Here is a 26,651-nt window from a genome sequence, read left to right on the forward strand (position 1 = left end):
TGCGGATCGAGGCGGGATCGAGGCGGGATCGAGGTCATGGAGGGACCGTCGTGAGGGAGGGATCGGGATGATGGACGTGGCAGCCGCCGCCGGGGACCTCCTGGCGTCTTTGGCCGTGCGCGGCGACGCGGATGTCGCGGCCGGAGCGCAGCGGTACTTCCCGCAGGAGATCCGCGCCCTGGGCGTGAGCAACGCCTCCGTCGTCGAGGTCGCGACCGAGTACTTCCGTGAGCGGCCCGACATCCCCCCGGCGGCGCGCCTGGCCCTGACGGAAGAGGTGCTGTCACGCTCCTCGCACCACGAAGAGGTCCTGCTGGGGTTCGCGCTGCTGCACAAGGTCGCGAGGGCCGGGCTGGGCGACGAACTCCTCGACCGCTGTGAGTACTGGCTCGAAACATATGTCTCCAACTGGGCGCAGTGCGACGACCTGTGCCTGAAACTGCTGTACCCGTTCTTCCGCGGGCACCTCGACCGGATCCCGCGGACGCGGCGCTGGGTCGCGTCCCGGTCGCCCTGGGCCAGACGCGCCGCGAACGTGGCCGTCGTGAAGTTCGTCCGGCGAACCGTGGGGCGGACGGTGTTCGAACTGCCCCTGCCGCACGTCTTCGACAACTGCACCCGGCTCATGTACGACGAGGACGTGTACGTGCAGAAGGGTTGCGGATGGCTGCTCAAGGTCACCGCCGAGGTCCATCAGGACGAAGTGGCGGCCTTCCTGCGCACGTGGCACACCCGGATGGCCCGCGACACCTTCCGGTACGCGATCGAGAAGATGGATCCGGAAACGCGGGCTTCCCTGATGGCGCTGGGCAAGCAGGCCCACGGGCGAAATCGGCGGACCGGTAAGTGAGAACTACAGCCCGCGGAGGGCGAAGCGAGTCGAGTCACTCCTCGCAGCGCAGCCGCACGTCGGTCACCGCGAAAATGCGGGGCCGGCGAACAACTGCTCCGAGCGGGCGTTTCGGGTTGTGGGAGTCGGACTGGAGTACAGCGGCGACGTTTTGCTCCGCCTGTGTGGCGGAGGGCGCCGATGGCGAGGCCCCGCGTCAGGCCGCCCTGACGCGGGGCGCTGTGACGCCCGACCGTTGGTGACGGTCAGTCGTCTCCCGAGGACCGCCACCGGGGAAGAACGTCCGCCGCGATCCGGTCGACCACCGACCGCGGCGCGGAGAAGGGACCCTGCGCACGTGGCCACGGGGCGACGACATCGGTGAACCCCAGCTCGTGGGCCCGGCCCAGAAAATCGTCGAAGCAGTCCGCCGACTGGATACTGAGCACCGGTGCGGCATCGGTCTGCAGCACCCGCCGGAACTCCGGATCGGCCTCGCGTCCGTGCGTCGCAAGGGCGGCCGTCATCCGGTCGCTCGCCTCCGAGACAAGACCCCACCACGCGTCGAGCCGCTCCGCCATCCCTCCGATCGTCACCCACCCCTGCCCGTACCGCGCCGCGACAGACGCTGCCCCGGGACCGTTGGCCGCCACGATGAACGGCAGCCGCGGCCGCTGCCGGCACCCGGGCACCGAACGAGCATCGACGGCGGAGTAGTAGTCACCCTGGAAGGAGACATGGTCCTCGCGGAGGAGCCGATCGAGCAGCTCGACGAACTCGCCGAACCTGCGAACCCGGCTCTTCGGCGCTCCCGCCCCGAAAACCTCGACGTCGTACCCGCTCTCCGCGCCGGCACCGACGCCGAGAGTGAGGCGCCCTTCGCTGATCTCGTCGAGGCCGATCAGGTCGCGGGAGAAGGCCACCGGGTGGCGGAAGTTCGGGCTGGCCACAAGCGTGCCCATCTCCAGCCGCGACGTGGCCAGTGCGGCGAGGGTCAGCGTCGGCACCGTGCCGTACCACGGGCCGTCGAGCAGCCCGTCCCAGCCGAGATGGTCGAAAGTCCAGCCGTGGTCGAACCCGTACTCTTCGACGCTTGCCCAGATCTTCCGGGCGGACTGCCCGGAATACTCCGGCAGGACCGTCATCCCTACCCGCATGTGCGCCTCCTCGTCCCCTCCGCACAGCCACCTGCTGCCGCCCGGCGCGGTTCCCATGCGCACGGCATGCAGCTCGTCGGGCCCCGACTGCACATCCCACGCACCTCCTGACCGTACGGCTCGGCCGGCCTGAGCACTCACATGATGCAGTGCCTCGATCTGCCAGAGTGGGCGGATCATTCCCACTCTTCGACGACGGCAGTTACTTCTCTGGTCGCGTTCATCGGCAGCACGCCCGGCACGCGCGACTCGCGTCCGTCCGGGCGCGGCAACGCCGAGTCGGGTGGATCGGAGGGCGCCGACGTCCCTAGTCGCTCTCGCGTTCCAGGACGCGGCGGGCTGCCTCCGCCTCTGCCGCCGCCGGCGACAGTTCGTCGAGGGTGTCGAGCTCGTCGTCCGCTTCCAGTTCCCGTTCCCAGGCCGCCGCGAGGCGTTCCTGCTCCTGGCGGGGCCTGGCACCGACCGCTTCGCGGTGCTCCGGGTCCAGAGCTGCCAGGAATCGTCCGAGCGGGTCCGTGGGCATACCGGGCTCCTTGTCGTGGAGAGGGGGCGCGACCTGCCCCAGCATGGCCGAACCGCTGCGACCCGGCCGCTCGACACAGCCGGGGAACACCGCGTTGGCCCCTTCGCCCACCCGCGCCGGGCCCGCCGCCCGCTCCGCACAGGTCAGGGGCCGAACGCGGGCGGCGGCAGGCCGGGGGGGAACAGACAGGGGCGACGGCTGAGCAGGCTCAGCGGTCGCCTCGCTCCGGCTCGCCGGCTGCCGGGGGAGAATCTCCTGAGCCCACCCGGATCACCGCGTACGTCTCTCCGTCCCCGGGCGGTCGCGTCCATGAACGGGTGACGAACGTGTGCAACCGTCCGTTCACGAGGGCATGGCGCGGCAGACGGGCGCCGAACTCCTCGGCCACCGCCTCCAGCAGCGACCGCTCCACTCCGGCCCCGCCCTCGGGGTCACCGAAGAACCGACTCGGCTCCAGCGCCGCCGGTATCTCCCCGCTCGACCGGACCTCTCCGTCCGCGTAGGTGAAGGAGTACTGCTCGGCGCCGTCCCGTGCCACTGAAAGGTGGAAGAACGGCTGCCGGTGCCTCGTCCTCAGTCCGCTCCAGACCACCACGGCGCGGGCTCCCGCGGCGGCGGACACGGCCGGGGAGACGAACCGCCGGCGGTCGAACGGGGCCGGATCTCCGTCGAAGGCGAAGCTCCAGCCGGCGCCGGCCCGGCCGACCGCCACGAGAGCCCTGTCGTCGTAGGAGGAGAACTCCCTGCGCCCGGACAGCCATGCCCGGCGTGCCTCCCACCAGGTCATGGGTGCGTTCAGCACGCCGCCGTCCCCGCCCCCGTCCGTGTCCGCGAGGCGTCCGGGCAACTCCTCGGGCTCCACCCCCTCCACCAGGACGAACCGGTAGGACGTGCGGTTGTTGCCGGGGTCGGGCTCCGCCAGCCACGCCAGGCCGCCCGGGTCGAGCCCGGCCGACGGACCCGGCGTATCAGCCGACTGCCCGCCCCTCGGCGTGGACAGCAGCTCCCGGCCCCGCTCCGGGGTCAGCAGCGGCCCGAGCACGGGGTCGGCCACCCAGCCCAGGGGCGCCAGGTGATCCGGTCCCAGCGGCACCCACAGGGGCATCGCGTCGATCAGCGCCCGCCACGCCCCGTCGGTGTCACCCCACCGCGCCGACTCCCGGGCCCGCTCGACCGCCTCCCCGAACGGTCCGGCCGCCGTGTACCGGTAGGTGCCGCCGCGTATCCGGTCCAGCATCGCGTGGGCCAGTGCCGCCAAGTCCTCGTCACCGCCCCGCAGAGGGAACGCCAGGCTGGAATCGCCCCGGTAGGAGTGAGCCGCGTGCTCGGCGATCACGACCGGCAGCAGCTCGGACGCATACCGCGGATCCGTCGCCAGGCCGTCGAAGTGGACCATGTGGGTCTGCCCGAGCAGGCGGCGGATCTGGTCACCCAGCCCGGCGGCCCGCGGTCTGCCGTACCCCTTGGCCTCGTCCAGCGCTTCCAGAGCCCGCTCCCAGCCGCCGCGCAGCGCCTCGATCCGGGCCTCCTCCACTCGCGCGTCCAGCGTGCGCGTCGTGTCGTTCACGAACACCGGCTCCTGTGCGCCCCCGTGCGACCGCAGGCTGTGGAACTCCCGGTACACGTCCCGCATGAACGCAGCGAAGCTCGCATGCCGCTCGGGCGGCATGGCACGCCAGCTCGCCCACGTGTACACGGCCCACTCGCCGTCCTCGTCCACTTCCTCGGGGTCCATGAGGACATAGGTGGCGTCGGACTCGACGTCGAGCTGCAGCCCGCGCCGCCAGATGTCCGCCTCCCGCCGCTCCTCGGGCCCGGCGTCCTCGTCGAGATACTCGTCGAACGTATACGCGAGGCCGGACGCGTTGGCGTGCCAGCGCGCGGACTCGGTCCCCGCCAGCAGCCACACGAACCCGCCCGCGTGCCGCCACCCGTCGGTGACCGCGAGGAACTCCCGGTACGACGGGGGCATCGGCCGGCCCAGGCGCTCCTCCATGGCCGCGATCCGCTCCTCGGACGCGGGTGGGAACCCCAGCCACCGCGCCTGCCGCGCGGCCTCGTCGTCCGCTCCCCGCGTCTCGTCCTCCGGCAGGGAATCCGCCCACTCCCCACTCCACCTGAGCAGGAAGGACCGCCAGTCGCATACCGAGGTGTCCGTCATGGGGCCGATGCTGCCACCCGCCACTGACAACGCCGCGCCGGCCGCCGTGACCGGCGGTGCGTACCTGCGAGAGAGTTGTTCGACCTGTCGGACATTGTTCGGAACCTCTTGACGCTGCCCGGGCCGTCGGCTGAGACTCTCGCAGCACGCGTTCATCTGCGTGTAACACCAGGCCCGCGGCAAGGAATTGCCGTCGCCTCGGCGTCTTTGCGCTCACCGCACCGCCCTGTCCGTCATCAGCCATGCCTCAGCAGAGGACCCCACAAGACATGACGCACGTCGCACGACTTCGCAGCCGGGCGAGACGTTGGGCGGGCCCCCTCGCCGGACTGACCGCCGCCTCGATGCTGCTCGCCCTCGCCGGCCCCACCGTCTCCGCGCAGGCGGCCCCGGAGGCACCGGCGCCCGAAGCGGCGGACCTCACCGAGGGCCTGGCCCTGTGGTACAAGCTCGACGCCGGCACCGGCACCACCGTGACCGACGCCTCCGGCAAGGGCCGCGACGGCACCGTCAACGGCACCGCCGACTGGTCGACATCCGGTCAGGGGCTCGCCTTCGACGGATCGGACACCTACATCAAGGTGCCGGACGACATCATGAAGGGCATGGACTCGATCACCGTCTCCATGGACGTGCTGATCGACTCCGCCCAGAGCACGCCCTACTTCCTCTACGGCTTCGGCAACACCAGCGCGGGCAGCGGCAACGGCTACCTTTTCACCACGGGAAACTCGCTCCGCACCTCCGTCGCGACGGGCAACTGGTCGACCGAGCAGACCACCAAGCCCTCCGACTCCCACAACCTGACCCGCGGAGTGTGGAAGCACCTCACCTACGCCCAGACCGGCTCCACGGGCGTGCTCTACGAGGACGGCGTCGAGGTCGGCCGCAACACCTCGGTCACCACCGAGCCCGGCGCCATCGGATCCGGCATCACCAAGGCCAACTACATCGGCAAGTCCGTCTACGACGGCGACAAGCTCTTCAAGGGCCGCATCCGCGACTTCCGCGTGTACGACCGGGCCCTGGACGGCTCGGAGGTCGAACAGCTCTCCCTCCCCGTCGCCACGCAGGGCGTCGCCGCCGACAAGGACGCCCTCAGCCTCGGTGACATCAGCGGCGTCACGTCCGACCTGGACCTGCCCAGGACGGGGCAGGCCGGCGGCTCCGCCATCAGCTGGGCCAGCGACAACCCGTCCGTGGTGTCCGGCACCGGCAAGGTGACCCGCCCCGAGGCAGGCTCACCGGACGGCCGCGCCACGCTCACGGCGACCCTGAAGAAGGGCACCGTGACCGGTACCAAGACCTTCGACGTGACGGTCCGCCCCGCACTCGACGACGACGCCGCCACCCGGCAGGCCGCAGACGATCTCACGGTCCACAATCTCGACGACGCGCGCGGCAACCTCACCCTGCCCGAGAGCGGCACGTACGGCACGGCCGTCACCTGGTCCTCCGCGAAGCCGGACGTCCTCTCCGCCGACGGCGAGGTCCACCGCCCCGCGCACGGCGACGGCGCCACCACCGTCGAACTGACCGCCACCGTCACCAAGGGCGAGGCCCGAGCCAGGCGAGTGCTGACGGCCAAGGTGCCCGAACTGCCCGCCGCGGCGCCCCTCAAGGGCTACGTGTTCAGCTACTTCACCGGCGAGGGCACCTCCGACGGCGAGCAGCTCTACGCCGCCCTCAGCAAGGGCAACGACCCGCTGCACTGGCGCGAACTGAACGACGGCAAGCCGGTCCTCACCTCCACGCTCGGCGAGAAGGGCCTGCGCGACCCGTTCATCATCCGCTCCCCGGAGGGCGACAAGTTCTACCAGATCGCCACCGACCTCAGGATCTACGGCAACGGCGACTGGGACGCCTCCCAGCGCACCGGCAGCAAGTCCATCATGGTCTGGGAGTCCACCGACCTGGTGCACTGGACGAACCAGCGCCTGGTCAAGGTCTCGCCCGACAGCGCCGGCAACACCTGGGCGCCGGAGGCGTTCTACGACGCCGAGCGCGGCGAGTACGTCGTCTTCTGGGCGTCGAAGCTGTACGACAAGGCCGACCACTCCGGTGACACGTACAACCGCATGATGTACGCCACCACCCGCGACTTCTACACCTTCAGCGAGCCCAAGGTCTGGATCGACCGCGGCTACTCGGTCATCGACTCCACGATGATCCGGCACGACGGCACGTACTACCGCCTGTCCAAGGACGAGCGGAACAACAGCTCCTCGACCCCCAACAGCAAGTTCATCTTCGAGGAGAAGAGCGATTCGCTACTGAACCCGTCCTGGACCCCCGTCGCCGAGGGCATCGGCAAGGGCGCGATGAACGCCGCCGAGGGACCGCTGGTGTTCAAGTCCAACACCGAGGAGAAGTGGTACGCGTTCCTCGACGAGTTCGGCGGCCGCGGCTACATCCCGTTCGAGACGACCGACCTCGACTCCGGCACCTGGACCCCCTCCACCGGCTACGACCTGCCCGCCAAGCCCCGGCACGGCACCGTGCTGCCGGTGACCCAGGCCGAGTACGACCGGTTGCTGCGCGCCTACCAGCCGGACCAGGTCGTGCGGAACGTCGAGGACGTCTCCGTGAAGACCGCGATCGGCCGGGCGCCGGTGCTGCCGGCCACGGTGATCGCCGAGTACGCCGACGGCGTCAAGCGGCCGGTCTCCGTCGACTGGGAGGACGTCCCGGCGTCGAAGTACGCCCAGGCCGGCACCTTCACCGTCACCGGCAGCCTGCCGGGCGGCGCCGCCACCCCGGTCAGGGCCGAGGTCGCCGTGTCCGCAGAGGGGCCGGACGTCCCGGCCGGACTGCTGCTGCACTACGCCTTCGACGAGACCGGTGGCAGCATCGCCCGTGACTCCAGCGGTCACGGCCACCACGGCACCTATGTGCGCACGCCCGCGTTCGGCACCGGTGTCGACGGCGGCTCGTTCCAGATGTCCGGCGGCTCCGACTCGCCGTATGTGAAGATCCCCAACGGGGTGCTGAAGAACGCCGACAGCGTCACGGTGTCGACGTACGCCAAGTGGAAGGGCGGCAGCAGCTTCCAGTGGCTGTTCGGGCTCGGTCCCGACAGCGACAAGTACCTGTTCGCCACTCCGTCCAACGGCGGCTCCAGCCTCTACTCCGCCATCACCAAGGCGAGTTGGTCGGCGGAGTCGAAGCTGACGGCCGGCTCGCAGCTCACGCCCGGCCAGTGGCGGCACGTCACCGTGACGCTGGACGGCGCCACCGGCACGATGGTCCTCTACGCCGACGGTGTCGAGGCGGCCCGCACCACGACCACCATCAAACCGTCCGAGCTGTACGACGCGGCCAAGGACCACAGCGGCTACATCGGCAAGTCCCTCTACGCCGCCGACCCCTACTTCGGCGGCGAGGTCGACGACTTCCGCATCTACGACCGTGCCCTCACCGGCGCCGAGGTCATGGAACTCAGCGGCAACACGGCGGGCATCGCCAAGGCCACGCACCCGTCGCTCAAGGTCGACGCACTCGTCGACAACGCGGCCGGCACGATCACCCTGCCGATGAAGGCGGGCACCGATCTCACCGCCCTGGCACCGGAGTTCGCGCTCGCCGAGGGCGCGACGATCAGCCCCGCCTCCGGCAGCGTCCGCGACTTCACCAAGCCCGTGACCTACGAGGTCACCGGGTCGGACGGCAAGAAGCGCACCTGGAAGGTCTCGGCTCTCATCATGAGGACACCGGCCCTGCCGGGGCTGAACGCCGACCCGAACATCGTGCGCTTCGGCGACACCTTCTACATCTACCCGACGACCGACGGCTTCGAGGGCTGGAGCGGCACACAGTTCAAGGCCTACTCCTCCACGGACCTGGTCCACTGGAAGGACCACGGCGTCATCCTCGACCTGGGGCCGGACGTGAGCTGGGCGGACAGCCGGGCCTGGGCGCCGGCGATGACCGAGAAGGACGGGAAGTACTACTTCTACTTCTGCGCCGACGCGAACATCGGCGTGGCCGTCTCCGACTCGCCCACCGGCCCGTTCAAGGACGCCCTGGGCAAGCCACTGCTCAAGGCCGGTGACTTCCGCGGCCAGATGATCGATCCGGCGGTCTTCACCGACGACGACGGCAAGCAGTACCTCTACTGGGGCAACGGCCGCGCCTACGTCGTCCCGCTCGGCGACGACATGACCTCCATCGACACCTCGAAGGTCCAGGACATCACCCCGAGCGGCTACAACGAGGGCACCTTCGTCATCAAGCGCAAGGGCACCTACTACTTCATGTGGTCGGAGAACGACACCCGGGACGAGAACTACCGCGTCGCCTACGCGACCGGCCCCTCGCCCACCGGCCCGTGGACCAAGCAGGGGGTGATCCTGGAGAAGGACCTCTCCCTGGGCATCAAGGGGCCGGGCCACCACTCCGTGGTCCACGTCCCCAACACCGACGACTGGTACATCGCCTACCACCGCTTCGCCATCCCCGGCGGAGACGGCACGCACCGCGAAACAACCATCGACAGGCTGGAGTTCGGCTCCGACGGCCTGATCAAGAAGGTCGTCCCGACCCTGGACGGCATCGACCCGGTCACCGTCGTCCACGCCGGTCCGGACACCACCGGCACCGAGGGCGAGGCGATCACGCTCGCCGGAACCGTCTCCGGGACCGGCACCCCCGAGTGGACCGTCCAGGACGGCGCCCCGTGCACCGTCAAGGACCCGTCGGCGGCCCGGACCGCCCTCACCTGCACCGACGACGGCACCTTCACGGTCACCCTCACCGGCGGACGCGGCACCGACACCGCGACCGTCAAGGTGTCCAACGCCGCCCCGTCGATCACCGCCGCCAAGGGCCCCGGCTCGCCCGTGCCGGTGGGCAGGACCGCCGTCGTCACCGCGTCCTTCGACGACCCGGGCACGGCCGACCGCCACACCTGCACGGTCGACTGGAAGGACGGCGGCCGGCCCACGGCGGGCACGGTCACCGACTCCGGCTGCCGCGCCGCACACGTCTACGACGAGGCGGGCGTCCACCGGCCCGTCATCACGGTCACCGACGACGACAAGGGCACGGACACCACCACGCTCGCGGAGCTGATCGTCTACGACCGTGCCGCCGGGCCCGCCGCCGGCGCGGGCACGATCACCTCACCGGCCGGTGCCTACCCGGGCAGGCCGGGACTGACCGGGAAGGCGGCGTTCACCCTGGCCGCCCAGTACCGCAAGGGAGCCACCGCCCCCACCGGCAAGGCCACGTTCGTCCTCGGCTCCGCCCGGCTCACCTTCCGCTCGACCGGCTCGGACTGGCTCGTGGTGAACGGCTCCCGGGCCGTCTACCAGGGCACCGGCACGGTGGGCGGCACGAGCGGCTACGCCTTCCGGGTCACCGCCACCGACGGGCCGGACACCTTCCGCATCAAGATCTGGAAGAAGTCCACCGGCGACGTCCTCTACGACAACAAGACCGGAGCCCGTACGAAGGGAGTCATCACCGTCGGAAACCACCGGCGCTAGCCCGGCCGCGACAAGGGCGCCTGACGGGAATCCGACCTGGTCAGGCGCCCTTGTGCTGCGCCCCGGCGCTGATGCCGGCGCACGAGGCGCCCCCGCCGCCGGCAGGGCCCGGCCGGTCCCCTCGAAGGCCCTGCATGTCGTCCCTGCCCGGGGCGCGGACGGGAGCCGGATGCCGCCGGTTGAGCGAGGCGGGCCGCGGCGGGATGCTGAAGGCACCGCCCAGTGACGGGTGGCACAGGCCGTGCCGGGCGCGGCAGGAACGAAGTCGGGACACCCCATGGACAACCAACCCGACACGAACACCTCAGAAGGGGGCGCGACGGCGCCCGAGGACGTCGCCGTCGTCATCGACGCCCGCGGTGCCGTGCTGGTGTGGAGCGCGGGAGCCGGGCGGCTGCTCGGATACGAGCCCGAGGAGGTCGTGGGCCGGCAGGTTTCCCACCTGCTGTCCGCGAAACTGCCCGTGGCGATGCGGCGCCACCTGGCCGTCGGCGAACCGTGGACGAGTGACGTGGGACTGCGGAAGCGGGACGGAGGCCGCGTCAAGGCGCAGCTCCGGGGCACCCCGCTGGCGGACGCGCGCGGCAGGACCGCCTGGGTCGTCACCCCGGCGGCCGTGACCTACCCCGCCGGGCCGACCGAAGAGGAGCCCACGCAGCTGTGGGGCCTCACGCTCGCGCAACTTCCGCTGCCGGTGGCCGTCTACGACCGTGAGGCGCGGTTCGTGACCTGCAACCAGGTGATGAGCCGGGCCATGGGGCTCACCCCGGACGAGATGAGGGGCAAGACCCTGTGGGAGATCTACCCCACCCCGCCCCTGGACGAGATCGACCGCCTGCAACGAGAGGTGGTGCGCACCGGCGAGATGATCGTCCGCGAGGAACAGCCCTTCCGGGCCTCCGGTGAGATCCGCGATCACGCGTGGTCGGTCTTCCTCTCCCCGCTGAAGAACCGGGCGGGGGAGACGCTGGGAATGTCCGCCCTGGTGATCGACATCACCGAGCAGTACTGGGCCCGGCGCCGCCTCGCGGTGCTCAACGACGCCAGTACGCGGATCGGCAGGACCCTGGACGTGACCCGGACGGCCGAGGAGCTGGCCGAGGTGGCGGTGGACGGGTTCGCCGACTTCGCCACCGTCGACCTGCTGGAGGCGGTCGCCCAAGGCCATGAGCCGCAACCCACACCGCCCGGCACACAGATCGTCTTCCGCCGTACCGCACAACGGTCGGTGCTGCCGGGATGCCCGGAATCCGTGGTCCCGGAGGGCGGCATCGACATCTGCCCGCCCAGCTCGCCACCTGCTCGGGCACTGATCACGGGCCGGGGCGCCGTGTACCGGATGGGCGATCCGCTGCTGGGCGACTGGTCGACGGCCCACCCGGCCCGCGCCGAGAGCGTGCGGAGGTTCGGCATCCACGCGGTGATGATGGTGCCGCTGCGCGCCCGGGGCGTCACCCTGGGTGTGATGCACCTGCTGCGGCACCGCACCGCGGACACCTTCGGCGAGGACGACCTGCTCCTGGCCGAGGAGATCGCCGCCCGGGCGGCGGTGAGCATCGACAACGCCCGCCGCTACACCCGCGAGCGCCACACAGCGATCACTCTCCAGCGCAGCCTTCTGCCACCCGGGCCACCCCGGGCGCAGGCGCTGGACCTCGCCCACCGCTACTTTCCCGCCGGTTCGGGGGACGAGATCGGCGGCGACTGGTTCGACGTCATCGCACTGTCCGGGGGCCGGGTCGCGCTGGTGGTGGGCGACGTCGTGGGCCAAGGGGTGCACGCCTCGGCCGCGATGGGCCGTCTGCGCACAGCGGTCCGCACGCTCGCCGACGCCGACTTCGCGCCCGACGAGCTGCTCACCCGCCTGGACGACCTGGTCATCCGTCTCGACCGGGAGGAAGGCCCGGACACACGAGGGCAGGGCGAGGGGACCTCGGCAGAGGTCGGCGCCACCTGCCTCTACGCCGTCTACGACCCCGTCGCCGGCCGGTGCGACATGGCCCGGGCCGGGCACCCGCCGCCCGTCCTGGTGAACCCCGACGGGACCGCGCAGGTCCTCGACCTGCCCGCCGGGCCACCGCTCGGCCTGGGCGGCATGCCCTTCGAGGCCGCCCGGATCGACGTGGGCGAGGGCACCCTGCTCGCCTTCTACACCGACGGCCTGGTCGAGACCCCCGGCCGTGACATCGACGTCGGACTGGAGCTGCTGAGCGAGGCGCTGCGGCGCCCGGCCGCCGGCCTGGAGGAAACCTGCGAGGAGGTGCTGCGCAAGGTGCGGGCAGAGCCCGCCGCCGACGACATCGTTCTGCTCCTGGCCCGGATCCGGGGTCTGGGCACCGACCGGGTACGCGTCTGGCGGCTGCCCGTGGATCCCGCGGCCGTCGCCGGGGCCCGCCGCATGGCGAGCGAACAACTGGCCGCCTGGGGACTGGGCGAGCTCGAGTTCGCCACGGAGCTGATCGTCAGCGAGCTGGTCACCAACGCCATCCGTTACGGTGGTGCCCCCATCGAGCTCCGGCTCATCCGCGCCGACGTCCTCGTCTGCGAGGTCTCCGACGGCAGCAGCACCGCCCCGCTCCTGCGCCGCGCCCGCGTCTTCGACGAGGGCGGCCGCGGACTGCTGCTCGTGGCCCAGGTCGCCGAGCGCTGGGGGAGTCGTCACACCGCCGAGGGCAAGACGATCTGGGCCGAACAGCCGCTGCCGGACTGACCGCCCGGGCGGTGGCGTCGTGCGGCAGGACGCGACCGGTACGCACAACGTCAACTCGACGACGTACTGCACGATCAAGAACGTCAACAGCGGGCAGTTGGCGGACGTGTACCAGGCCGGCACCGGCGACGGTGTGAACGTCGTGCAGTGGCCGAGCAACGGCGGCACCCACCAGCAGTCGAACATCGTGAAGGTCAGCGGTCAGCTCTACAAGATGGTCAACCGGATCAGCGGGAAGGCCCTGGCCATCAACGGCTCCAGTCACAGCAAGGGAGCAAACCTCCAGCAGTGCACCTACAGCGGCGGCAACAACCAACTGTGGTACTTCGAACCGACCAGCGGTGGATACGTCATCCGCAACTTCGGGTCCAGGCAGGATCTGGAGGCCGGCGGCAACTCGACGGCCAACGGGGCCGCCATCAACCGGTGGATGGCTCTGAACCAGACCCACCAGGCGTGGACGATCCAGTGACGGGATGCTCCCGCACCTGGGGGCGGCACACGGTGAGGCCGGGAAGCGACGCTCGCTTCCCGGCCTGCCGGTGTCCCGGACCTCAGCGCCGGAGTGTCAGAAGCCCCGGACGGTAGGGCAGGAGGCCGTAGTCGACGCCGTCCGAGCTGGGGCTGCGCCCCTGGTAGAGCAACTGGAGGTTGCAGGGATCGACGGTCATCGTCTGGTCGGCGCGGGTGCGCAGCAGCTCGCCGTGACTGATGTCGTTGGTCCAGTTCGCTCCGCTGTTGGCCTTGCCGGCGAAGGGGTTGTTCTCGCTGGTGGCCTGCGGTGTCCACGAGCCGTTCAGGCTGGTGGCCGTGAACGAGCGGAAGTAGCGCCGCTCACTGGCGCCCCGGGCCTCGACGATCATGAGGTAGCGGTTCTGGTCCTGCAGCTTGTAGACCTGCGGAGCCTCGAACAGGTTCTTCACCGTGTCGCTCATGACCGTCGTGTACGACGAGCCGAAGTTGCCCGGGAAGTTCCCGATCGGCATGCTGGCCCGGTAGATCTTGCCGTTGTCACCGGCGAAGAACAGGTACATGTTCTGGCTGTCACCGATGAGCGCCTGATCGATGGGGCCTGTTCCGGAGCCGGAGATGCTTCCGGTGAACAGCGTCTGCGGAGCCGACCAGCCGTTCGGGTTGGTGGGGTTGGTCGACGTCCGGTAGGAGAAGGCGGGCCCGCCCCACTGGTAGGTGAGCACCCAGATGTTCTTCGGCGCGAAGTAGAAGAGCGAGGGCGCGACGGCCGCGTTCGACATCGCGTTCTGGCTCGCCGAGGCCATCTCCGACCAGTTTCCGAACGGGCCGAAGTTCATCGAACCCCAGCGGTTGCCGTTGTCGTGCGTTGTCGCGTAGACGAGCTGCCGCCCGTTGTACGGGGCGACCGTGAAGTCCTTGAGCGAGACCCATCCCGGCCTGGGCTGGGCCAGTGCGCCTGTCGAAGTCCAGCGGTACGAGGACGGAAGGTCGCACGCTTTGGGGGCGGCGCTCGCGGCGGTGTTGGCGCCGAGGGCGGCGCCCACGAGCAGTAAGGGTGCCAAGGCGGCGGTCAAGCGTTTCGGGCGGATCCGGAACGGGGGGCGAAACCGCATCAGAGGGCCTCCTTGGAAGGGGGGGAGGTGACGCCGGTGAACTGCGGAACGGCCGTACCAGGAACAATAAGTTCGAAACATTCGAAGAATTTCCCGAACCTTTGACGCCACAAGCTAGAAACAGGAAGCTCATTGGTCAAGATGTCGCGCTGATCTGTCTGCAAAAGCTTGCGCACTGCACGGCTACCGGATCGAAAGTTTCGAAGAAGGATCTGAAACTTTCTCTGTCATGAGTGTTGACGGCGCGCGGTCAATTCTTCAATCATCCTCTCCGAGTGGCCAATCTTGGTTCGATATACCGAACCGTTCCGGCCCCTTGAGCACAGAGCCGCACAGCAGATCCGCGCACACAAGCTCCTGCGCCACCCCCGTTCCCGGTGAGGTCCGCACCGCGCGTCCCGGCGCTTCGCGCACCCTCCGGTCAGCTCGTGACGTCCCCCCCAGGAGGCACAGCCATGCGCTCGTACGCCCCACTCCTGTCCGTCGTCCGCCGGAAGGCCCGCGGCCCGCTGATCGCGCTCGCCGTCGGCGTCCTCGGCGCGCTGCCCGCGGTGGCGGCGGCGCCGGCCGCACACGCCGCCGAGAGCACGCTCGGCGCCGCGGCGAAGCAGAGCGGACGCTACTTCGGCACCGCCATCGCCTCAGGCCGGCTGGGCGACTCGGCGTACACGTCGATCGCGAACCGCGAGTTCAACATGGTGACGCCCGAGAACGAGATGAAGATCGACGCCACCGAACCACAGCGCGGCCAGTTCAACTTCAGCGCCGGCGACCGCGTCTACAACTGGGCCGTGCAGAACGGTAAGCAAGTGCGCGGCCACACACTGGCCTGGCACTCCCAGCAGCCCGGCTGGATGCAGAGCCTCAGCGGCAGCACGCTGCGCCAGGCGATGATCGGCCACATCAACGGCGTGATGGCCCACTACAAGGGCAAGATCGCCCAGTGGGACGTCGTGAACGAGGCCTTCGCCGACGGCAGTTCGGGAGCACGGCGCGACTCCAACCTGCAGCGCACCGGCAACGACTGGATCGAGGTCGCCTTCCGCACCGCGCGCGCCGCCGACCCGGCCGCCAAGCTCTGCTACAACGACTACAACGTCGAGAACTGGACCTGGGCCAAGACCCAGGCCATGTACGCCATGGTCCGGGACTTCAAGCAGCGCGGCGTCCCGATCGACTGCGTCGGCTTCCAGGCGCACTTCAACAGCGGCAGCCCCTACAACAGCAACTTCCGCACCACCCTGCAGAACTTCGCCGCCCTCGGCGTCGACGTGGCCATCACCGAACTCGACATCCAGGGCGCCCCGGCCTCGACGTACGCCAACGTGACCAATGACTGCCTGGCCGTCCCGCGCTGCCTCGGCATCACCGTCTGGGGTGTGCGCGACACCGACTCCTGGCGAGCGGAGCAGACGCCGCTGCTGTTCAACGGCGACGGCAGCAAGAAGCCCGCATACACCTCCGTCCTCAACGCACTCAACGGCGGTACCTCCACGCCCCCTTCGGATTCCGGAACGATCAAGGGCGTCGGTTCCGGCCGCTGCCTGGACGTTCCCGGCACCAGTGCCGCCGACGGCACCCAGCTCAATCTGTGGGACTGCCACAACGGCACCAACCAGCAGTGGACGTACACCGCCGCCGGCGAGCTCAGGGTCTACGGCAACAAGTGCCTGGACGCCGCCGGCACCGGCAACGGCACCAAGGTCCAGATCTACAGCTGCTGGGGCGGCGACAACCAGAAATGGCGCCTCAACTCGGACGGATCCATCGTCGGCGTCCAGTCCGGCCTCTGCCTCGACGCCGTCGCGGGAGGCACCGCCAACGGCACCCTGATCCAGCTCTACACCTGCTCGAACGGCGGCAACCAACGCTGGACCCGCACCTGAGGGGACCTGTCACCTGCGAAGACGGTGCCGCGATCCGGCAGTGGGCCGACCACAACGGGGCCGACCAGCAGTTCCGCCGGTTCCGGTGACCCGCCCGCACCATGGGTGGAGCCAGGATGATCCTGGCTCCACCCCGCCGGCGTCCCCCCGGATCGAAGGACGGAGAGGCCGGTTCACCGAAGGAGGGCGACGGTGGCCGCGTCCCCCCGTCGAGCGCTACATGGAGGTGGGCAGGTGGGGGGAGCGGAGTACGAGCAGGGTGATCTCGCTGGGGGCGAAGACACGGAACGGCGGGCCCCAGAAGCCGGTGCCGCGACTGGTGTAGAGGAGGGTGCGGGGGCCGTGGTGGCTGAGGCCGGCGAGGGCGGGCTGGTCGATGCGCACGAGGTGGTGGAAGGGCCAGATCTGGCCGCCGTGGGTGTGGCCGGAGAGCTGGAGGTCGATGCCGGCGGCTGCTGCCCGGTCGATGAACTTGGGCTGGTGTGCCAGGAGCAGGACGGGCAGTTCGGGGTCGGCGCCGTTCAGGGCTCCGGCGAGGTGGGCGCGGTGGCCCGCCAGACCGGAGGACTCGGCGGTGACGTCGTCGACGCCGGCGACCACGAGGGTGTCGCCTCCCCGTTCGAGCAGCAGATGGCGGTTGCGCAGCGGCTCCCAGCCCAGCTCGTCCATCAGGTCGACCCAGCCCTGGGCCTCGCTGTAGTACTCGTGGTTGCCGGTGACGTACACACGGGCCCGGGTGGCCCGCACGGTTCCGAGTGGGGCGGCCTGAACGCGGCGGCGTTCGGCCGTGCCGTCCGCGATGTCGCCGGTGTGGCAGACCAGGTCGGCTTCCAGGGTGTTCACCGTCTCGCACACCCGCGCCGACCAGCGGGCGCGATCGAGTGGGCCGTAGTGGGTGTCGGTGATGAGGACGACGCGGAGGCCGTCCAGCCCGGCGCCCAGCCGTGGGAGTCGAACGTCGAGTCGGCGTACGCGCGGCACGCGGCGGGCCTCGATGTACCCCCAGACGAGCAGGGCGGCGGTCACTGCGAGGACGGCCCAGGTGACGATGCGGGCCCGGTCCTGACTCTCGCCGACGCCGGCCACGGTCAGGGCGAGCCGCAAGAGGACGCCGAGCAGAACGGACCAGGTGAACAGGACCCAACTGGTGCCCAACAGGGTGTCACCGATGATCGCCGCCGGGTCCTGCTGGCGCCGGCCGTGGCCGCGCACCATCGCGAGCGGCATACCTACGAGGCCGAGGACGAACACGCCGGTTCCGACCAACGTGACGGGCAGCGGCCAGTGCTGGCCGGTGTACAGGAGCACCCAGCAGGGCACGGCCCACAGCAGAACGGGGGCGATCAGGGGGAGGTAGCGCATCAGGCGGTGCAGTCGGCTCTGCCGCGGAGTTTGCGCTTCACCCCCGGCGGGTCGGGCGTCGCTGGTGTCCGGCACGCTTCCCCTCTCTGACCGGGCTGCCGTCTCGCGCACTGTATCCGGTCGTCCGCGGGCCGACCGGACCGGCGTTCCTGAACGCGGTCCTGTGGGGCGAAGGGGTCTGGGCAGGACGGCAGGGCTCCAGGTTTCAGGGCGGACACGCCTCGACCGGGCTCAAGGCCGACGCGTGGTCGAGTGCGACCCTCACCTCACCCATCTTCGTCTCGAGGACCACGGTGCCCAAGTCGAGGCGCACCACCGAGCCGCAGACGGAGCCGGAAGGCGAGTCGACGCGGATCGCGGGGCCTTCGTGCGGCGGCCCGTACCAGGTCGTTGCGACAGCGGTGACGAGCAGTCCCACGCACAGGAGTGTGAGGACGATGCCGCGTCGGAGCGCGGCTGCAGCGGAGCGGGCCTCCAGGTGATCGGCGACCGTGCGGCTCTCCACCGCGCTCATGGGTACGACCGTGGGCCGGCCGTGAGCCGCCCGCACCAGCAGAAGGGCCCCTGTGAGACCCGCGATCAGCGCAAGCAGGAGCAGCACGCCGACTGTCACGGCCCAGGGTTCGGCAAGCTGGCCCACGTCGCTCCGGCCGCGGACCAGGCTGAATCCGATGAGTCCCGCCAGCAGCGCACCCAGTGCGTTGCGCCAGGCCATGGCGGTCTCACGTACTCGGGGCAGTTCCGCGTCCAGCAGACGCCCGCGCTCCTGTGCGGCGCGCAGGTCTGCGGGTGCGGCGCCGTCGCCGGGCCCGACAGTCGGCATCAGGCGTCACCGCCTGAGATCCGCAGCACCCAGTAGGCTCCACACCCCTTGCGTCCCTCCGGCCGGTCGGGGTGATGCTCTTCGCACGCACACACCACCGGCTCGTCACGGACATCCGGAGCGGGACGTCGCGGGGAGGGCCGGAACAGGGCGAGCACGCCGTCCAGCCCCCGGAAGACCATGTGCGGCAGCGGCACCTCCAACGGTGCGGCGCACCGCGGACAGGGACCGCTCAGCACGAGCAGGTCGGGACCGGCCTTCCGTAGGGTGAAGGTCTCCGCGGCCCGCTCGGCGTAGGCGGGATCCGTGGCCTCGGTGTAGGGGGCGGGTTCATGATGTGCGACGGTCAAGGCATTCCTCTCGTCGGCGGTGCGGCCGATGCCGATGTGCACGGTCCGGGGTCACGGACCTGTGTGAGTGAAGGGGATCCAGGAACTGATGGGGGCAGCGGCGTCCTCGCGGAGTCGCAGCAGCGCCGTGTGCAGGGCGTGGGCCGCCTTCTCGGGGTGCAGGACCCCTTCGAAGACGAGTTCGCGGTAGACGAGCCGGGCGACGTCCGCCGCCGCGTCGTCGGCGATCGACCACAGCGCGGCGATGACGTGCCGGTAGCCGGTGTAGTGCAGGACCGCGGACATCGTCAGGGCCTCGTCCGGCATTCTCGGGCTGCCCGTCGCGCTCTTGCAGGCCGACAGGAAGACGAACTCACCGCGGTGGCTGAGTGCGCTGAGGTCACCGACCGTGAGGGTTTTGTCGAAGAGGGTCAGGCCTCCTGCCAGCGGATCGAGGACGTTCTGATCGCCGTGACAGCTGAAGTGTGTCCAACGGTGCTTCGGCAGCCCGGACTTCACCGCGTCCCAAGTCGCGTCAGCGTTCTCGAGCAAGGTCAGCCGGCCGGGGAGCGCAGACGTGAGCACATCGATGTCCTGCCGCACCGCCTGGAGCGGTTCCTGCCGCGGGGTCTGTGACATCGCGACCAGGAGCATTCTCTCGTCCGAGGCGTGGCCGGATGCCTCCTGTGCTCTGAGCCTGGCTTCCAGCAGGGCTCGCAGGGTGGGCGTGTAGGAGGACACCACCCGGTCGACGACGGTCCGCCGGGGGCCGTCGTCGGGGTCGGCGTGGTGACCGGCCGCGTGGAGGGGCAGGAGTGTCAAGGCCCCCGTCGGGCACCACCACATGCGCGGCCAGGCCTCGCCCTCGGGTGTGTTCACGAACCCGAGGTCCGCGAGGACGGGTTCGGCGATGCGGTCCCACAACCACTCCAGCACGGAAGCGAGTACCGTCTCGCGTTTCGTCTGGAACCGGTGCAGTTCGTCCCTGGCGGTGGTGTAGGCGGTGATGGCGGCCCAGCTCTGGTCGCCGCTGTCGAAGGCTTCGCGGGCCTCGAGCACGACGTCGGCGGCGAGTTCGACGTCGAGCAGTGAGCCCAGATATCTGTTGGCCTGCTCGACAAGCTCCTTCTCCGTGACGGTCGGCAGCGGCCTGACGCGCAACCGCCCCTCGGCGAGGATCAGTGCATCGCAGCGTAGCGAGGAGATGTTGACCAGGACGACGGGGCCTTCGTTCCCCAGCGAGAGCAGCCGGTCGATACCGAGCGGCCTGAGAAAATCCGTGAACCCATCGATCTGCCGGACCTGTTCGACCGAGTCGTCCCATTCCCGGGCCAGCGTGGAACGGTCCGGTGGCGCTGTGTCCCCTCGAGAGCGTCCGGGAGACGGTATGGATGAAGGCCGGGCGGGCGCGTCGAGAAGCATACGGAGGTGATCGAGCCGCGCCGCGAGCCCAGGTGCGGTCTCTCGAAGCGCGCTGAGGTCGGCCCGCGTGTCCAGGAGGCGGGACCACATCACGCCACGTCCCTGCTCGGCCAGTTCCACCGCGCGTGCCGGGCTGTCGGACTGCAGAGCACAGGACGCGGCGAAGCGCGCTTGGCCGGTGAAGCGTCTGAGACGGTGCTGACTGTCCGCCTGCTCCGCTCCACGCCACGCGAGCAGGGAGAGCAGACCGACCGCTGTCTCGGCGGCACGCACCGCGGTCGGCCAGTCCTCGCGTTCGGCGGCCAGGGAACACCACCTGGTCGCGGCGTCGATGCGGCAGGAGGCGGCCGCGGAATCCATCCGTGCGGCCTCGCTCAGCACGTCCGCCGCCTCGGCCGCATCCTCGGGCGTGCGCGTGATCGCGTACCGTTTCCCGAGCGCGGCGCCGAGACTGCTCAGGTACCGGGCGCGTTCCGGGTGGTCGGCCAGGCCACGTCGGGTCGCACGTCTCAGGTGCAGTACGGCCTCGTCGAGGTCGGGCATCCACTCGTTCCGCTCGTACCGGGTGGCGAGAGCGGCGCCCAGATTGTGCAGGTGGACGCTCTCGGTGGGGTGTCCCGGCGGTGTGGTGCGCACGGCTTCGCGCAAGGCGGCCAGGGCCGCTTCGAGATCTTCCTGTCCACCATTCCTCTCGAAACGTGTCGCCAGCGCTCCGCCGAGGTTGGACAGCAGGCGCGGGCGTTCCGGATCCGATGCGGAGGCGGTCGCGAAGGCCTCCTGGTCGTACGCGATGGCCCTGTCGATGTCCTCTTCGTCAAAGGTGCGAAGGAACCGCGTGCGCAGTACCAGGGCGAGATTGCTCAGGTAACCGATCCGGTAAGGGTGGTCCCCGGGCATCGCCGCCACGGCCAGCGTCCCCGCCTGCACCGCTTCGTCCAGATCGGCGAGACGGCCGCTGTGCTCGTGGCGGACTTGCAGGGCGTGGCAGAGATTCGACAGATAGGGAGCACGCTGGAGGGGCTCGGGGGCCGCGCCGACGGCCTGGCGCAGACGGTCGACCGCGTCGTCGACGTCGCGGGAATCGCCGATGCGCATGAAGCGTCCGAGGTGGGCGCCTCCGAGGTTGTTCAGGTCCTCGTGCGCATCGCGCGGTACGCCCTTCCTGCGCTTGTCGTCGATGGCCCGACTGAGGGTGGCGATGGCCCGGTCGAGATCCGCTACGTCCCCGCTTCGCCGGGATCGCTGCGTGAGGGCCGCGCCCAACGCGGACGAGTCACCGGCGGAGTCGAAGAGTCCGATCGCTTCGTCGATGTCGTCCATGACCTGCAGGTGGTCGAATCTCTTCGCCAGGGCGATGCCGAGTGCGGACTTCGCCGCGGGCAGGCGCGGGTGGTGCGCCGCCGTGGCAGCGAGGTTCGCGCGCTGCGCGGTGATCGCCTCGTCGATGTCGTTCGACGTCCCCAACCGCTCGAACCGCGCCATCAGGGCCTTGGAATGGGCCGACATGTGCAGATGCCGGTTCGGGTGACTGAAGTCGGCACAGGCCAAGGCACGCCGGGCCGCATCGACAGCATGGTCGAGGTCCTCGACCATCCCACCACGCTCGAAGCGATCGACGAGCCGCGTGGCGAGATTGGAGAGATAGTCGGGGTGGTCGGGATGGTTCGGGGGCGTCACCTCGACGGCGAGGCCGACCAGCCGGACCGCCTCGTCCAGGTCCGCGGCGGACGAGGAGGACCTGGCTCGTGCCGCGAGGGCCGAGGAAAGATTCGACAGGCGGACCGCGTCCTTTGGGGAGAGTTCGACGGCATGCGCAAGGAGGTCGATCGCCTCTGTCAGATCCGCCGGATCCTGTTTCCGGCTGTGGCGTATCTGTAGTGCCGCCCCCAGGTTCGCCTCCACCAGAACAGACCAGTCCGGTCCAGCCGCCCCCGCCTCACGAAGCAGCTCGATGGCCTCGTCCAGCGCTGCCTCGTCTTCGGAGGCCAAACTGTGCGTGAGCAGGGCCTCGGCCCGCGCGGACAGCAACCGGGGATCACGGTCGCCCTCTCCGGGCGGCGCGTAGAGCGGGCGTAATTCGAACGGCAGCCATTCGACGTCAACCGAGGCCAGCCGGCCGAACAACTCCAGCGCCACCTGGAAGTCGGTGCCGCGCTCGTCGTCCCGCCTCCGCAACTGCCACCGGATCCAGTGCACCCAGGCCACCGTCGCAGCCACTTCGTCGGGCGGCCCCTCGGCCGACAGGCTCGTCGTCCGGAGGAGATGCGCGGCTGCGGCGACCACGTCGGGGGCCAGCACGCCGGAGGGGTCACCGCGGGTGAAGAACGCGAGAAGGCGCTGCTTCACCATGAGGTGCAGCTGTTCCGGGGATACCTCGAACATGTCCATGTTGCTCCGCACATCGCGCCGATCCAGGACAGCGGCCCCTTCGCAGCACGCACTTCTTCTTCGTCACCCGGAACACCCCCGCCCATCATGGGACCATACGAACACCCCTCCCTTTCTCTTACCAACTGTCGCATTTCAGTACCGAATTGACGTCTCCTGCCGCATACCGAACATGGGCCCCGCCAGATCGACTGATCTGGCGGGGCCGCAGACCCTCCGCATGCGAAGAAGGCTGCCGGGCCTTCGCGTAGAAGCGGTCGATGCCACCCGTGGTGCGCCGCTGCCCGCGAGCGGGCTCGGTCGGCACCCACTCGAGGCGCTGAAGTGGGCCGGATGGTCAGACGGCGATGATCTGCCATTGCTGCCGCGTCAGTGACGCGTACGGCTGCTGTTCGATGTCGGCTCCGTCGGCCGTGCCGCCCTCGTCGACGGCGAGGCAGAGCCCGCTGGCGCCTACCTGTCGAACGCAGGCGGCCCCCGTAAGGCACCCGTACCGTTCCTTCGGCACCGCGGTATCCCTTGTCCCGCCCGGCACTCCACGCCGGGCCTCCTCCAGGACGTCGATCATGCCGCGGGTACGCGCGCCCTTGAAGTCGCGGACGGCTCCGGGCAGGTCAGAGGATGCCGACAGCAGCCGCCCTGCGAGTCGGCGAGGACCCGCACCTGGCCGCAGTACTGAAGCCCGTGGCAGGTCCACTTGGAGCCGCTGACGTGTGGAAATGGATGACATCGCCGGAGGGGCAACTCGGCTGGGCGGCACCACCGTGGGAGGACCGGGTGGCTTGCCCCGTGCTAAAGTCCACTCTTTGCAGCGTCGCTGTGTCGGTGCTCCGCTCGGCGTCCCTGGCTGGTGACCGCGTCCCCGCCGCGCCTTCCCCGGTACGGTCCCTTCGGTGGAAGGCTTTCTGTGAGCGAATCAGCACGTGCCGATGCCCGGCGGCAGGACTACGGACCCGCCGAGGCCGGGGGCGCTACTCCGGCGCTGCCCACGGTGGCATCCTTCGCAGAGCTGGGGCTGCCCGCCGAGATTCTGAGGGTGCTCGACGAGCACGATGTGACTGTTCCCTTTCCCATCCAGGCCGCGGCGCTGCCCGACGCGCTCGCCGGACGGGACGTCCTGGGCCGAGGCCGCACGGGTTCCGGCAAGACGCTCGCATTCGGCCTGGGTGTGCTCGCCCGGACGATGGGGCGACGTGCGCAGCCCAAAGAGCCCCTGGCGCTCGTCCTGGTCCCCACCAGGGAGCTGGCGCAGCAGGTCGGTGAGGCGCTCACCCCGTACGCCGAGGCGCTGCGGCTGCGGCTCGCGACCGTGGTGGGTGGGGTGTCCATCGGACGGCAGGCGGCCGCGCTGCGGGACGGCACCGAGATCCTCGTCGCCACGCCCGGTCGGCTGCACGACCTCATCGAGCGCAAGGGCTGCCGACTGGGCCGAGTGCGCATCGTGGTCCTGGACGAGGCCGACCAGATGTGTGACATGGGGTTCCTGCCGCAGGTCACCGGGATTCTGGACCAGGTGCGTTCCGACGGGCAGCGGATGCTCTTCTCCGCCACCCTCGACCGCGACGTCGATCAGTTGGTGCAGCGCTACCTGCGCGACCCCGCCGTCCACTCCGTGGACCCCTCGTCCAGCGCGGTCTCCGCGATCGAGCACCACGTCTTCGTCGTGCACGGCCCGGACCGGTACGCCGTGACTACGGAGATCGCCGCCCGGGACGGCCGCGCCCTGCTGTTCCTGGACACCAAGCACGGCGTCGACCAGCTCACGCGGCATCTGCGGGCCAGCGGCGTGGCCGCCGCCGCCCTGCACAGCGGGAAGTCCCAGCCGCAGCGCACCCGGACCCTGGCCCAGTTCAGGAACGGGCAGGTCACCTCGCTGGTGGCGACGAACGTCGCCGCACGCGGCCTGCACATCGACGACCTCGACCTCGTGGTCAACGTCGACCCGGCCACCGACCCGAAGGACTATCTGCACCGCGCGGGCCGCACCGCCCGGGCCGGGCGGCGCGGCACTGTCGTGACACTCGTCCTGCCGGGGCAGCGCCGTGAGACGAGCCAGGTCATGACGGACGCCGGCGTCGCTCCCAAGGTCACCAAAGTGCGGTCCGGCGAGGCGGAGCTGAGCCGGATCACCGGCGCCAAGGCCCCCTCCGGAGAGCCTCTCGACGGCGGGTCGGCCGTATCGCGCGCCAAGAACCACAACATGCCGTTCCGCGGCCTGGGCAGCGCCAAGGACGCCAACAGCGGCTCCGGTGGCAGGTCGTCTCGCAAGAGCAGCGAGGCCCGGAAGCTCGCGGAGGCCCGCAAGGCGGCCCGGGTGCGGCGCGGCGGCTGAGCCCGGCTTCCCGGACTGCCGGCGGTGCCTTCGTCTACGCTGCTGGACGGCCACGTGGGACCGGAGATCGGCCGGTGCACCGCACGGCGTCACGTGTGGGTGATCGCGCGCAGGGGAGACGTACAGGCGAATGGAGAACGGCGAGGGCCTGCCGCGGCGGATCGGTGTCTACGCCGTTGAGCGAGAGCTGGGCGCCGGCGGCATGGGGACGGTCTACCTCGCCCGGTCGCGGGGCGGTCGCGCCGTCGCGGTGAAGGTGGCCCGCCCCGAGCTGGCGGCCGACCCGCACTTCCGCGAACGGTTCCGAGCAGAGGTCGAGGCCGCCCGCAGAGTCGGCGGTTTCCACACGGCTCCGGTGGTGGACGCCGATCCCGACGCGAAGGCGCCCTGGCTGGCCACCGCGTACATCCCCGGGCCCACGCTAGCCGAACTGATCGAGCGTCAAGGCCTCATGGACGAGGTGCAGTTGAGGTCTCTTGGGGCAGCCCTGTCCGAGGCGCTCCAAGCTGTCCACGCCTGCGGGCTCGTACACCGGGATCTGAAGCCGGGCAACATCATCATGGCCGACGACGGCCCACGCGTCCTCGACTTCGGCATCGCGCGGGCCGTGGAGTCCACCCGGCTGACCACCACCAGGTCGGCCTTCGGCACTCCGGGGTACATCGCGCCCGAGCAGGCGCAGGGCGACGAAGTCGGCGGCGCCGCCGACGTGTTCGCGCTCGGGGCCGTGCTCGTCGCGGCGGCCGGAGGCAGCGCGTTCGGTACGGGCACGCCCATGGCGCTGATGTACCGAGCGGTGCACGAGCCCGCGGATCTCTCGGCGGTGCCGGGGGAGTTGCGGGCGCTGGTCGCCGCCTGCCTGTCCAAGGATCCGGCCGACCGTCCCACGCCCGATGAGCTCCTGGGTTCGTTCGTGCCGGAGCCGGAGCCGGAGCCGGAGCCGGAGCCGGAGCCGGAGCCGGAGCCGGAGCCGGAACCGGAACCGGAACCGGAACCGGAACCGGAACCGGAGCGGGAGCGGGAGCCGGACACACTCGCGCTCGCCACCCCTGGCCGGCCTCGCGTCACGCTGTCGGATCCGGTCGTTCCTCCCGCCGATCCCGGCCGCGTCGACGAACCTCTCCAGCCCGCCGCGGCCGGACCCTCGCGCACGCCCCGCGTCATCACGCTGCTGATCGTGGCCGCGGCCGTGACGAGCGCGCTCGTGGGCGGCCTCCTCGCCCTCACCCGGCACGGGGACGACAGCAGGAGCGGCGGGCACTCCGTCACCGCTTCTCCTTCCCGGCGGGCCACGCCGCAAGCTTCGGCTCCGCCGTCCACGCCCGCATCGTCCGGGGTGAGCGCAGCCGCCCCCAAGGACCGGGTCACCGTCGTGGTGACCGCAAGGAGCGGGCGGAGCTGGATCTCGGCGAAGGACCACAACGGTGGCGTACTCTTCGACGGACTGCTGGGCAAGGGCGAGACGAGGAACTTCACGGACAAGAGCCAGATCACCCTCGTCCTTGGTGATGCCTCCTCTGTCCGGCTTGTCGTCAACGGCAAGCAGGTCCCGAACGACTTCCAGCCCGGCCAGGTCGAACGGCTCACCTACGGCAGAAGCGACTAGTGACCTGGTTTTGAGATCCTGTCGCAGTAGCGGCAGATACGGTCGAGGATC

At 70.3% G+C, this 26,651-nt stretch carries 15 protein-coding genes and 1 pseudogene; 7 read left to right on the top strand and 9 right to left on the bottom strand.

What is annotated here, in order from left to right:
- Nucleotides 1-67 precede the first annotated feature (67 nt).
- Nucleotides 68-850, top strand: a complete 783-nt coding sequence (locus tag FDO69_RS24865) for a DNA alkylation repair protein (RefSeq protein WP_234388075.1) — start codon at nucleotides 68-70, stop codon at nucleotides 848-850.
- A gap of 245 nt (nucleotides 851-1,095) precedes the next feature.
- Here the strand turns inward: FDO69_RS24865 and FDO69_RS24870 are convergent, their stop codons facing one another.
- The 3 genes from FDO69_RS24870 to FDO69_RS24880 form a co-directional block, all read right to left on the bottom strand.
- Nucleotides 1,096-1,986, bottom strand: coding sequence for an LLM class flavin-dependent oxidoreductase (locus FDO69_RS24870; protein WP_104782099.1), 891 nt, complete (start codon nucleotides 1,984-1,986; stop codon nucleotides 1,096-1,098).
- A gap of 307 nt (nucleotides 1,987-2,293) precedes the next feature.
- Entirely contained in the window at nucleotides 2,294-2,509 is a 216-nt protein-coding gene (locus tag FDO69_RS24875) for a hypothetical protein (RefSeq protein WP_104782100.1), read from the bottom strand.
- Nucleotides 2,510-2,717: 208 nt separating this feature from the next.
- Nucleotides 2,718-4,670 carry an SMI1/KNR4 family protein gene (locus FDO69_RS24880; RefSeq protein ID WP_104782066.1) on the bottom strand — a complete coding sequence of 651 codons (1,953 nt, stop codon included), beginning with the start codon at nucleotides 4,668-4,670 and terminating at the stop codon, nucleotides 2,718-2,720.
- Nucleotides 4,671-4,939: 269 nt separating this feature from the next.
- Here FDO69_RS24880 and FDO69_RS24885 point away from each other — a divergent pair, with 269 nt between their 5' ends.
- The 3 genes from FDO69_RS24885 (at nucleotide 4,940) to FDO69_RS24895 (ending at nucleotide 13,338) form a co-directional block, all read left to right on the top strand.
- Nucleotides 4,940-10,156 carry a family 43 glycosylhydrolase gene (locus tag FDO69_RS24885; protein ID WP_104782067.1) on the top strand — a complete coding sequence of 1,739 codons (5,217 nt, stop codon included), beginning with the start codon at nucleotides 4,940-4,942 and terminating at the stop codon, nucleotides 10,154-10,156.
- A gap of 277 nt (nucleotides 10,157-10,433) precedes the next feature.
- On the top strand, nucleotides 10,434-12,866 hold the full coding sequence (locus tag FDO69_RS24890; RefSeq protein WP_104782068.1) for a SpoIIE family protein phosphatase: 2,433 nt from the start codon (nucleotides 10,434-10,436) through the stop codon (nucleotides 12,864-12,866).
- A 19-nt stretch (nucleotides 12,867-12,885) separates the two neighbouring features.
- Entirely contained in the window at nucleotides 12,886-13,338 is a 453-nt protein-coding gene (locus FDO69_RS24895; RefSeq protein WP_104782069.1) for an RICIN domain-containing protein, read from the top strand.
- A gap of 82 nt (nucleotides 13,339-13,420) precedes the next feature.
- On the opposite strand, the pseudogene FDO69_RS24900 reads toward FDO69_RS24895, so the two are convergent.
- Nucleotides 13,421-14,341 (bottom strand): annotated as a pseudogene (locus FDO69_RS24900) (non-reducing end alpha-L-arabinofuranosidase family hydrolase); the annotation flags it as partial.
- A 566-nt stretch (nucleotides 14,342-14,907) separates the two neighbouring features.
- Here FDO69_RS24900 and FDO69_RS24905 point away from each other — a divergent pair.
- Nucleotides 14,908-16,338, top strand: a complete 1,431-nt coding sequence (locus tag FDO69_RS24905) for an endo-1,4-beta-xylanase (protein WP_104782071.1) — start codon at nucleotides 14,908-14,910, stop codon at nucleotides 16,336-16,338.
- Nucleotides 16,339-16,554: 216 nt separating this feature from the next.
- Here FDO69_RS24905 and FDO69_RS24910 read toward each other — a convergent pair whose 3' ends face one another.
- From FDO69_RS24910 to FDO69_RS42210, 5 genes are all read right to left on the bottom strand, one after another.
- Nucleotides 16,555-17,775 (bottom strand): metallophosphoesterase, encoded by a 1,221-nt coding sequence (locus FDO69_RS24910; RefSeq protein ID WP_104782072.1) that lies wholly within the window; start codon nucleotides 17,773-17,775, stop codon nucleotides 16,555-16,557.
- A 130-nt stretch (nucleotides 17,776-17,905) separates the two neighbouring features.
- Nucleotides 17,906-18,523, bottom strand: coding sequence for a hypothetical protein (locus tag FDO69_RS24915; protein WP_104782073.1), 618 nt, complete (start codon nucleotides 18,521-18,523; stop codon nucleotides 17,906-17,908).
- On the bottom strand, nucleotides 18,523-18,873 hold the full coding sequence (locus FDO69_RS24920) for a hypothetical protein (RefSeq protein ID WP_138430156.1): 351 nt from the start codon (nucleotides 18,871-18,873) through the stop codon (nucleotides 18,523-18,525). Before FDO69_RS24920 ends, FDO69_RS24915 begins: the two co-directional genes overlap by 1 nt.
- A gap of 51 nt (nucleotides 18,874-18,924) precedes the next feature.
- The gene (locus tag FDO69_RS24925; RefSeq protein WP_138430158.1) at nucleotides 18,925-22,656 is read right to left on the bottom strand and encodes a CHAT domain-containing protein; all 3,732 of its coding nucleotides are present in this window, start codon (nucleotides 22,654-22,656) and stop codon (nucleotides 18,925-18,927) included.
- Between the two features lie 343 nt (nucleotides 22,657-22,999).
- Nucleotides 23,000-23,170 (bottom strand): RICIN domain-containing protein, encoded by a 171-nt coding sequence (locus tag FDO69_RS42210; protein ID WP_234388077.1) that lies wholly within the window; start codon nucleotides 23,168-23,170, stop codon nucleotides 23,000-23,002.
- Between the two features lie 399 nt (nucleotides 23,171-23,569).
- Here FDO69_RS42210 and FDO69_RS24935 point away from each other — a divergent pair, with 399 nt between their 5' ends.
- A complete protein-coding gene (locus FDO69_RS24935) occupies nucleotides 23,570-24,994 on the top strand; it encodes a DEAD/DEAH box helicase (protein ID WP_104782077.1) in 1,425 nt (474 codons plus the stop codon).
- Between the two features lie 130 nt (nucleotides 24,995-25,124).
- Nucleotides 25,125-26,600 carry a RodZ domain-containing protein gene (locus FDO69_RS41325; RefSeq protein WP_167526676.1) on the top strand — a complete coding sequence of 492 codons (1,476 nt, stop codon included), beginning with the start codon at nucleotides 25,125-25,127 and terminating at the stop codon, nucleotides 26,598-26,600.
- The last annotated feature ends 51 nt before the right edge of the window (nucleotides 26,601-26,651 follow it).

The sequence above is a fragment of the Streptomyces tibetensis genome, assembly GCF_007655005.1.
Taxonomy (GTDB): domain Bacteria; phylum Actinomycetota; class Actinomycetes; order Streptomycetales; family Streptomycetaceae; genus Streptomyces; species Streptomyces tibetensis.

Bases quoted from the DNA above. Each gene is read 5' to 3' on its own strand.
- FDO69_RS24865 (WP_234388075.1), top strand. From the start codon at position 68: ATGATGGACGTGGCAGCCGCCGCCGGGGACCTCCTGGCGTCTTTGGCC.
- FDO69_RS24870 (WP_104782099.1), bottom strand. From the start codon at position 1,986: ATGCGGGTAGGGATGACGGTCCTGCCGGAGTATTCCGGGCAGTCCGCC.
- FDO69_RS24875 (WP_104782100.1), bottom strand. From the start codon at position 2,509: ATGCCCACGGACCCGCTCGGACGATTCCTGGCAGCTCTGGACCCGGAG.
- FDO69_RS24880 (WP_104782066.1), bottom strand. From the start codon at position 4,670: ATGACGGACACCTCGGTATGCGACTGGCGGTCCTTCCTGCTCAGGTGG.
- FDO69_RS24885 (WP_104782067.1), top strand. From the start codon at position 4,940: ATGACGCACGTCGCACGACTTCGCAGCCGGGCGAGACGTTGGGCGGGC.
- FDO69_RS24890 (WP_104782068.1), top strand. From the start codon at position 10,434: ATGGACAACCAACCCGACACGAACACCTCAGAAGGGGGCGCGACGGCG.
- FDO69_RS24905 (WP_104782071.1), top strand. From the start codon at position 14,908: ATGCGCTCGTACGCCCCACTCCTGTCCGTCGTCCGCCGGAAGGCCCGC.
- FDO69_RS24915 (WP_104782073.1), bottom strand. From the start codon at position 18,523: ATGCCGACTGTCGGGCCCGGCGACGGCGCCGCACCCGCAGACCTGCGC.
- FDO69_RS24925 (WP_138430158.1), bottom strand. From the start codon at position 22,656: ATGTTCGAGGTATCCCCGGAACAGCTGCACCTCATGGTGAAGCAGCGC.
- FDO69_RS41325 (WP_167526676.1), top strand. From the start codon at position 25,125: ATGGAGAACGGCGAGGGCCTGCCGCGGCGGATCGGTGTCTACGCCGTT.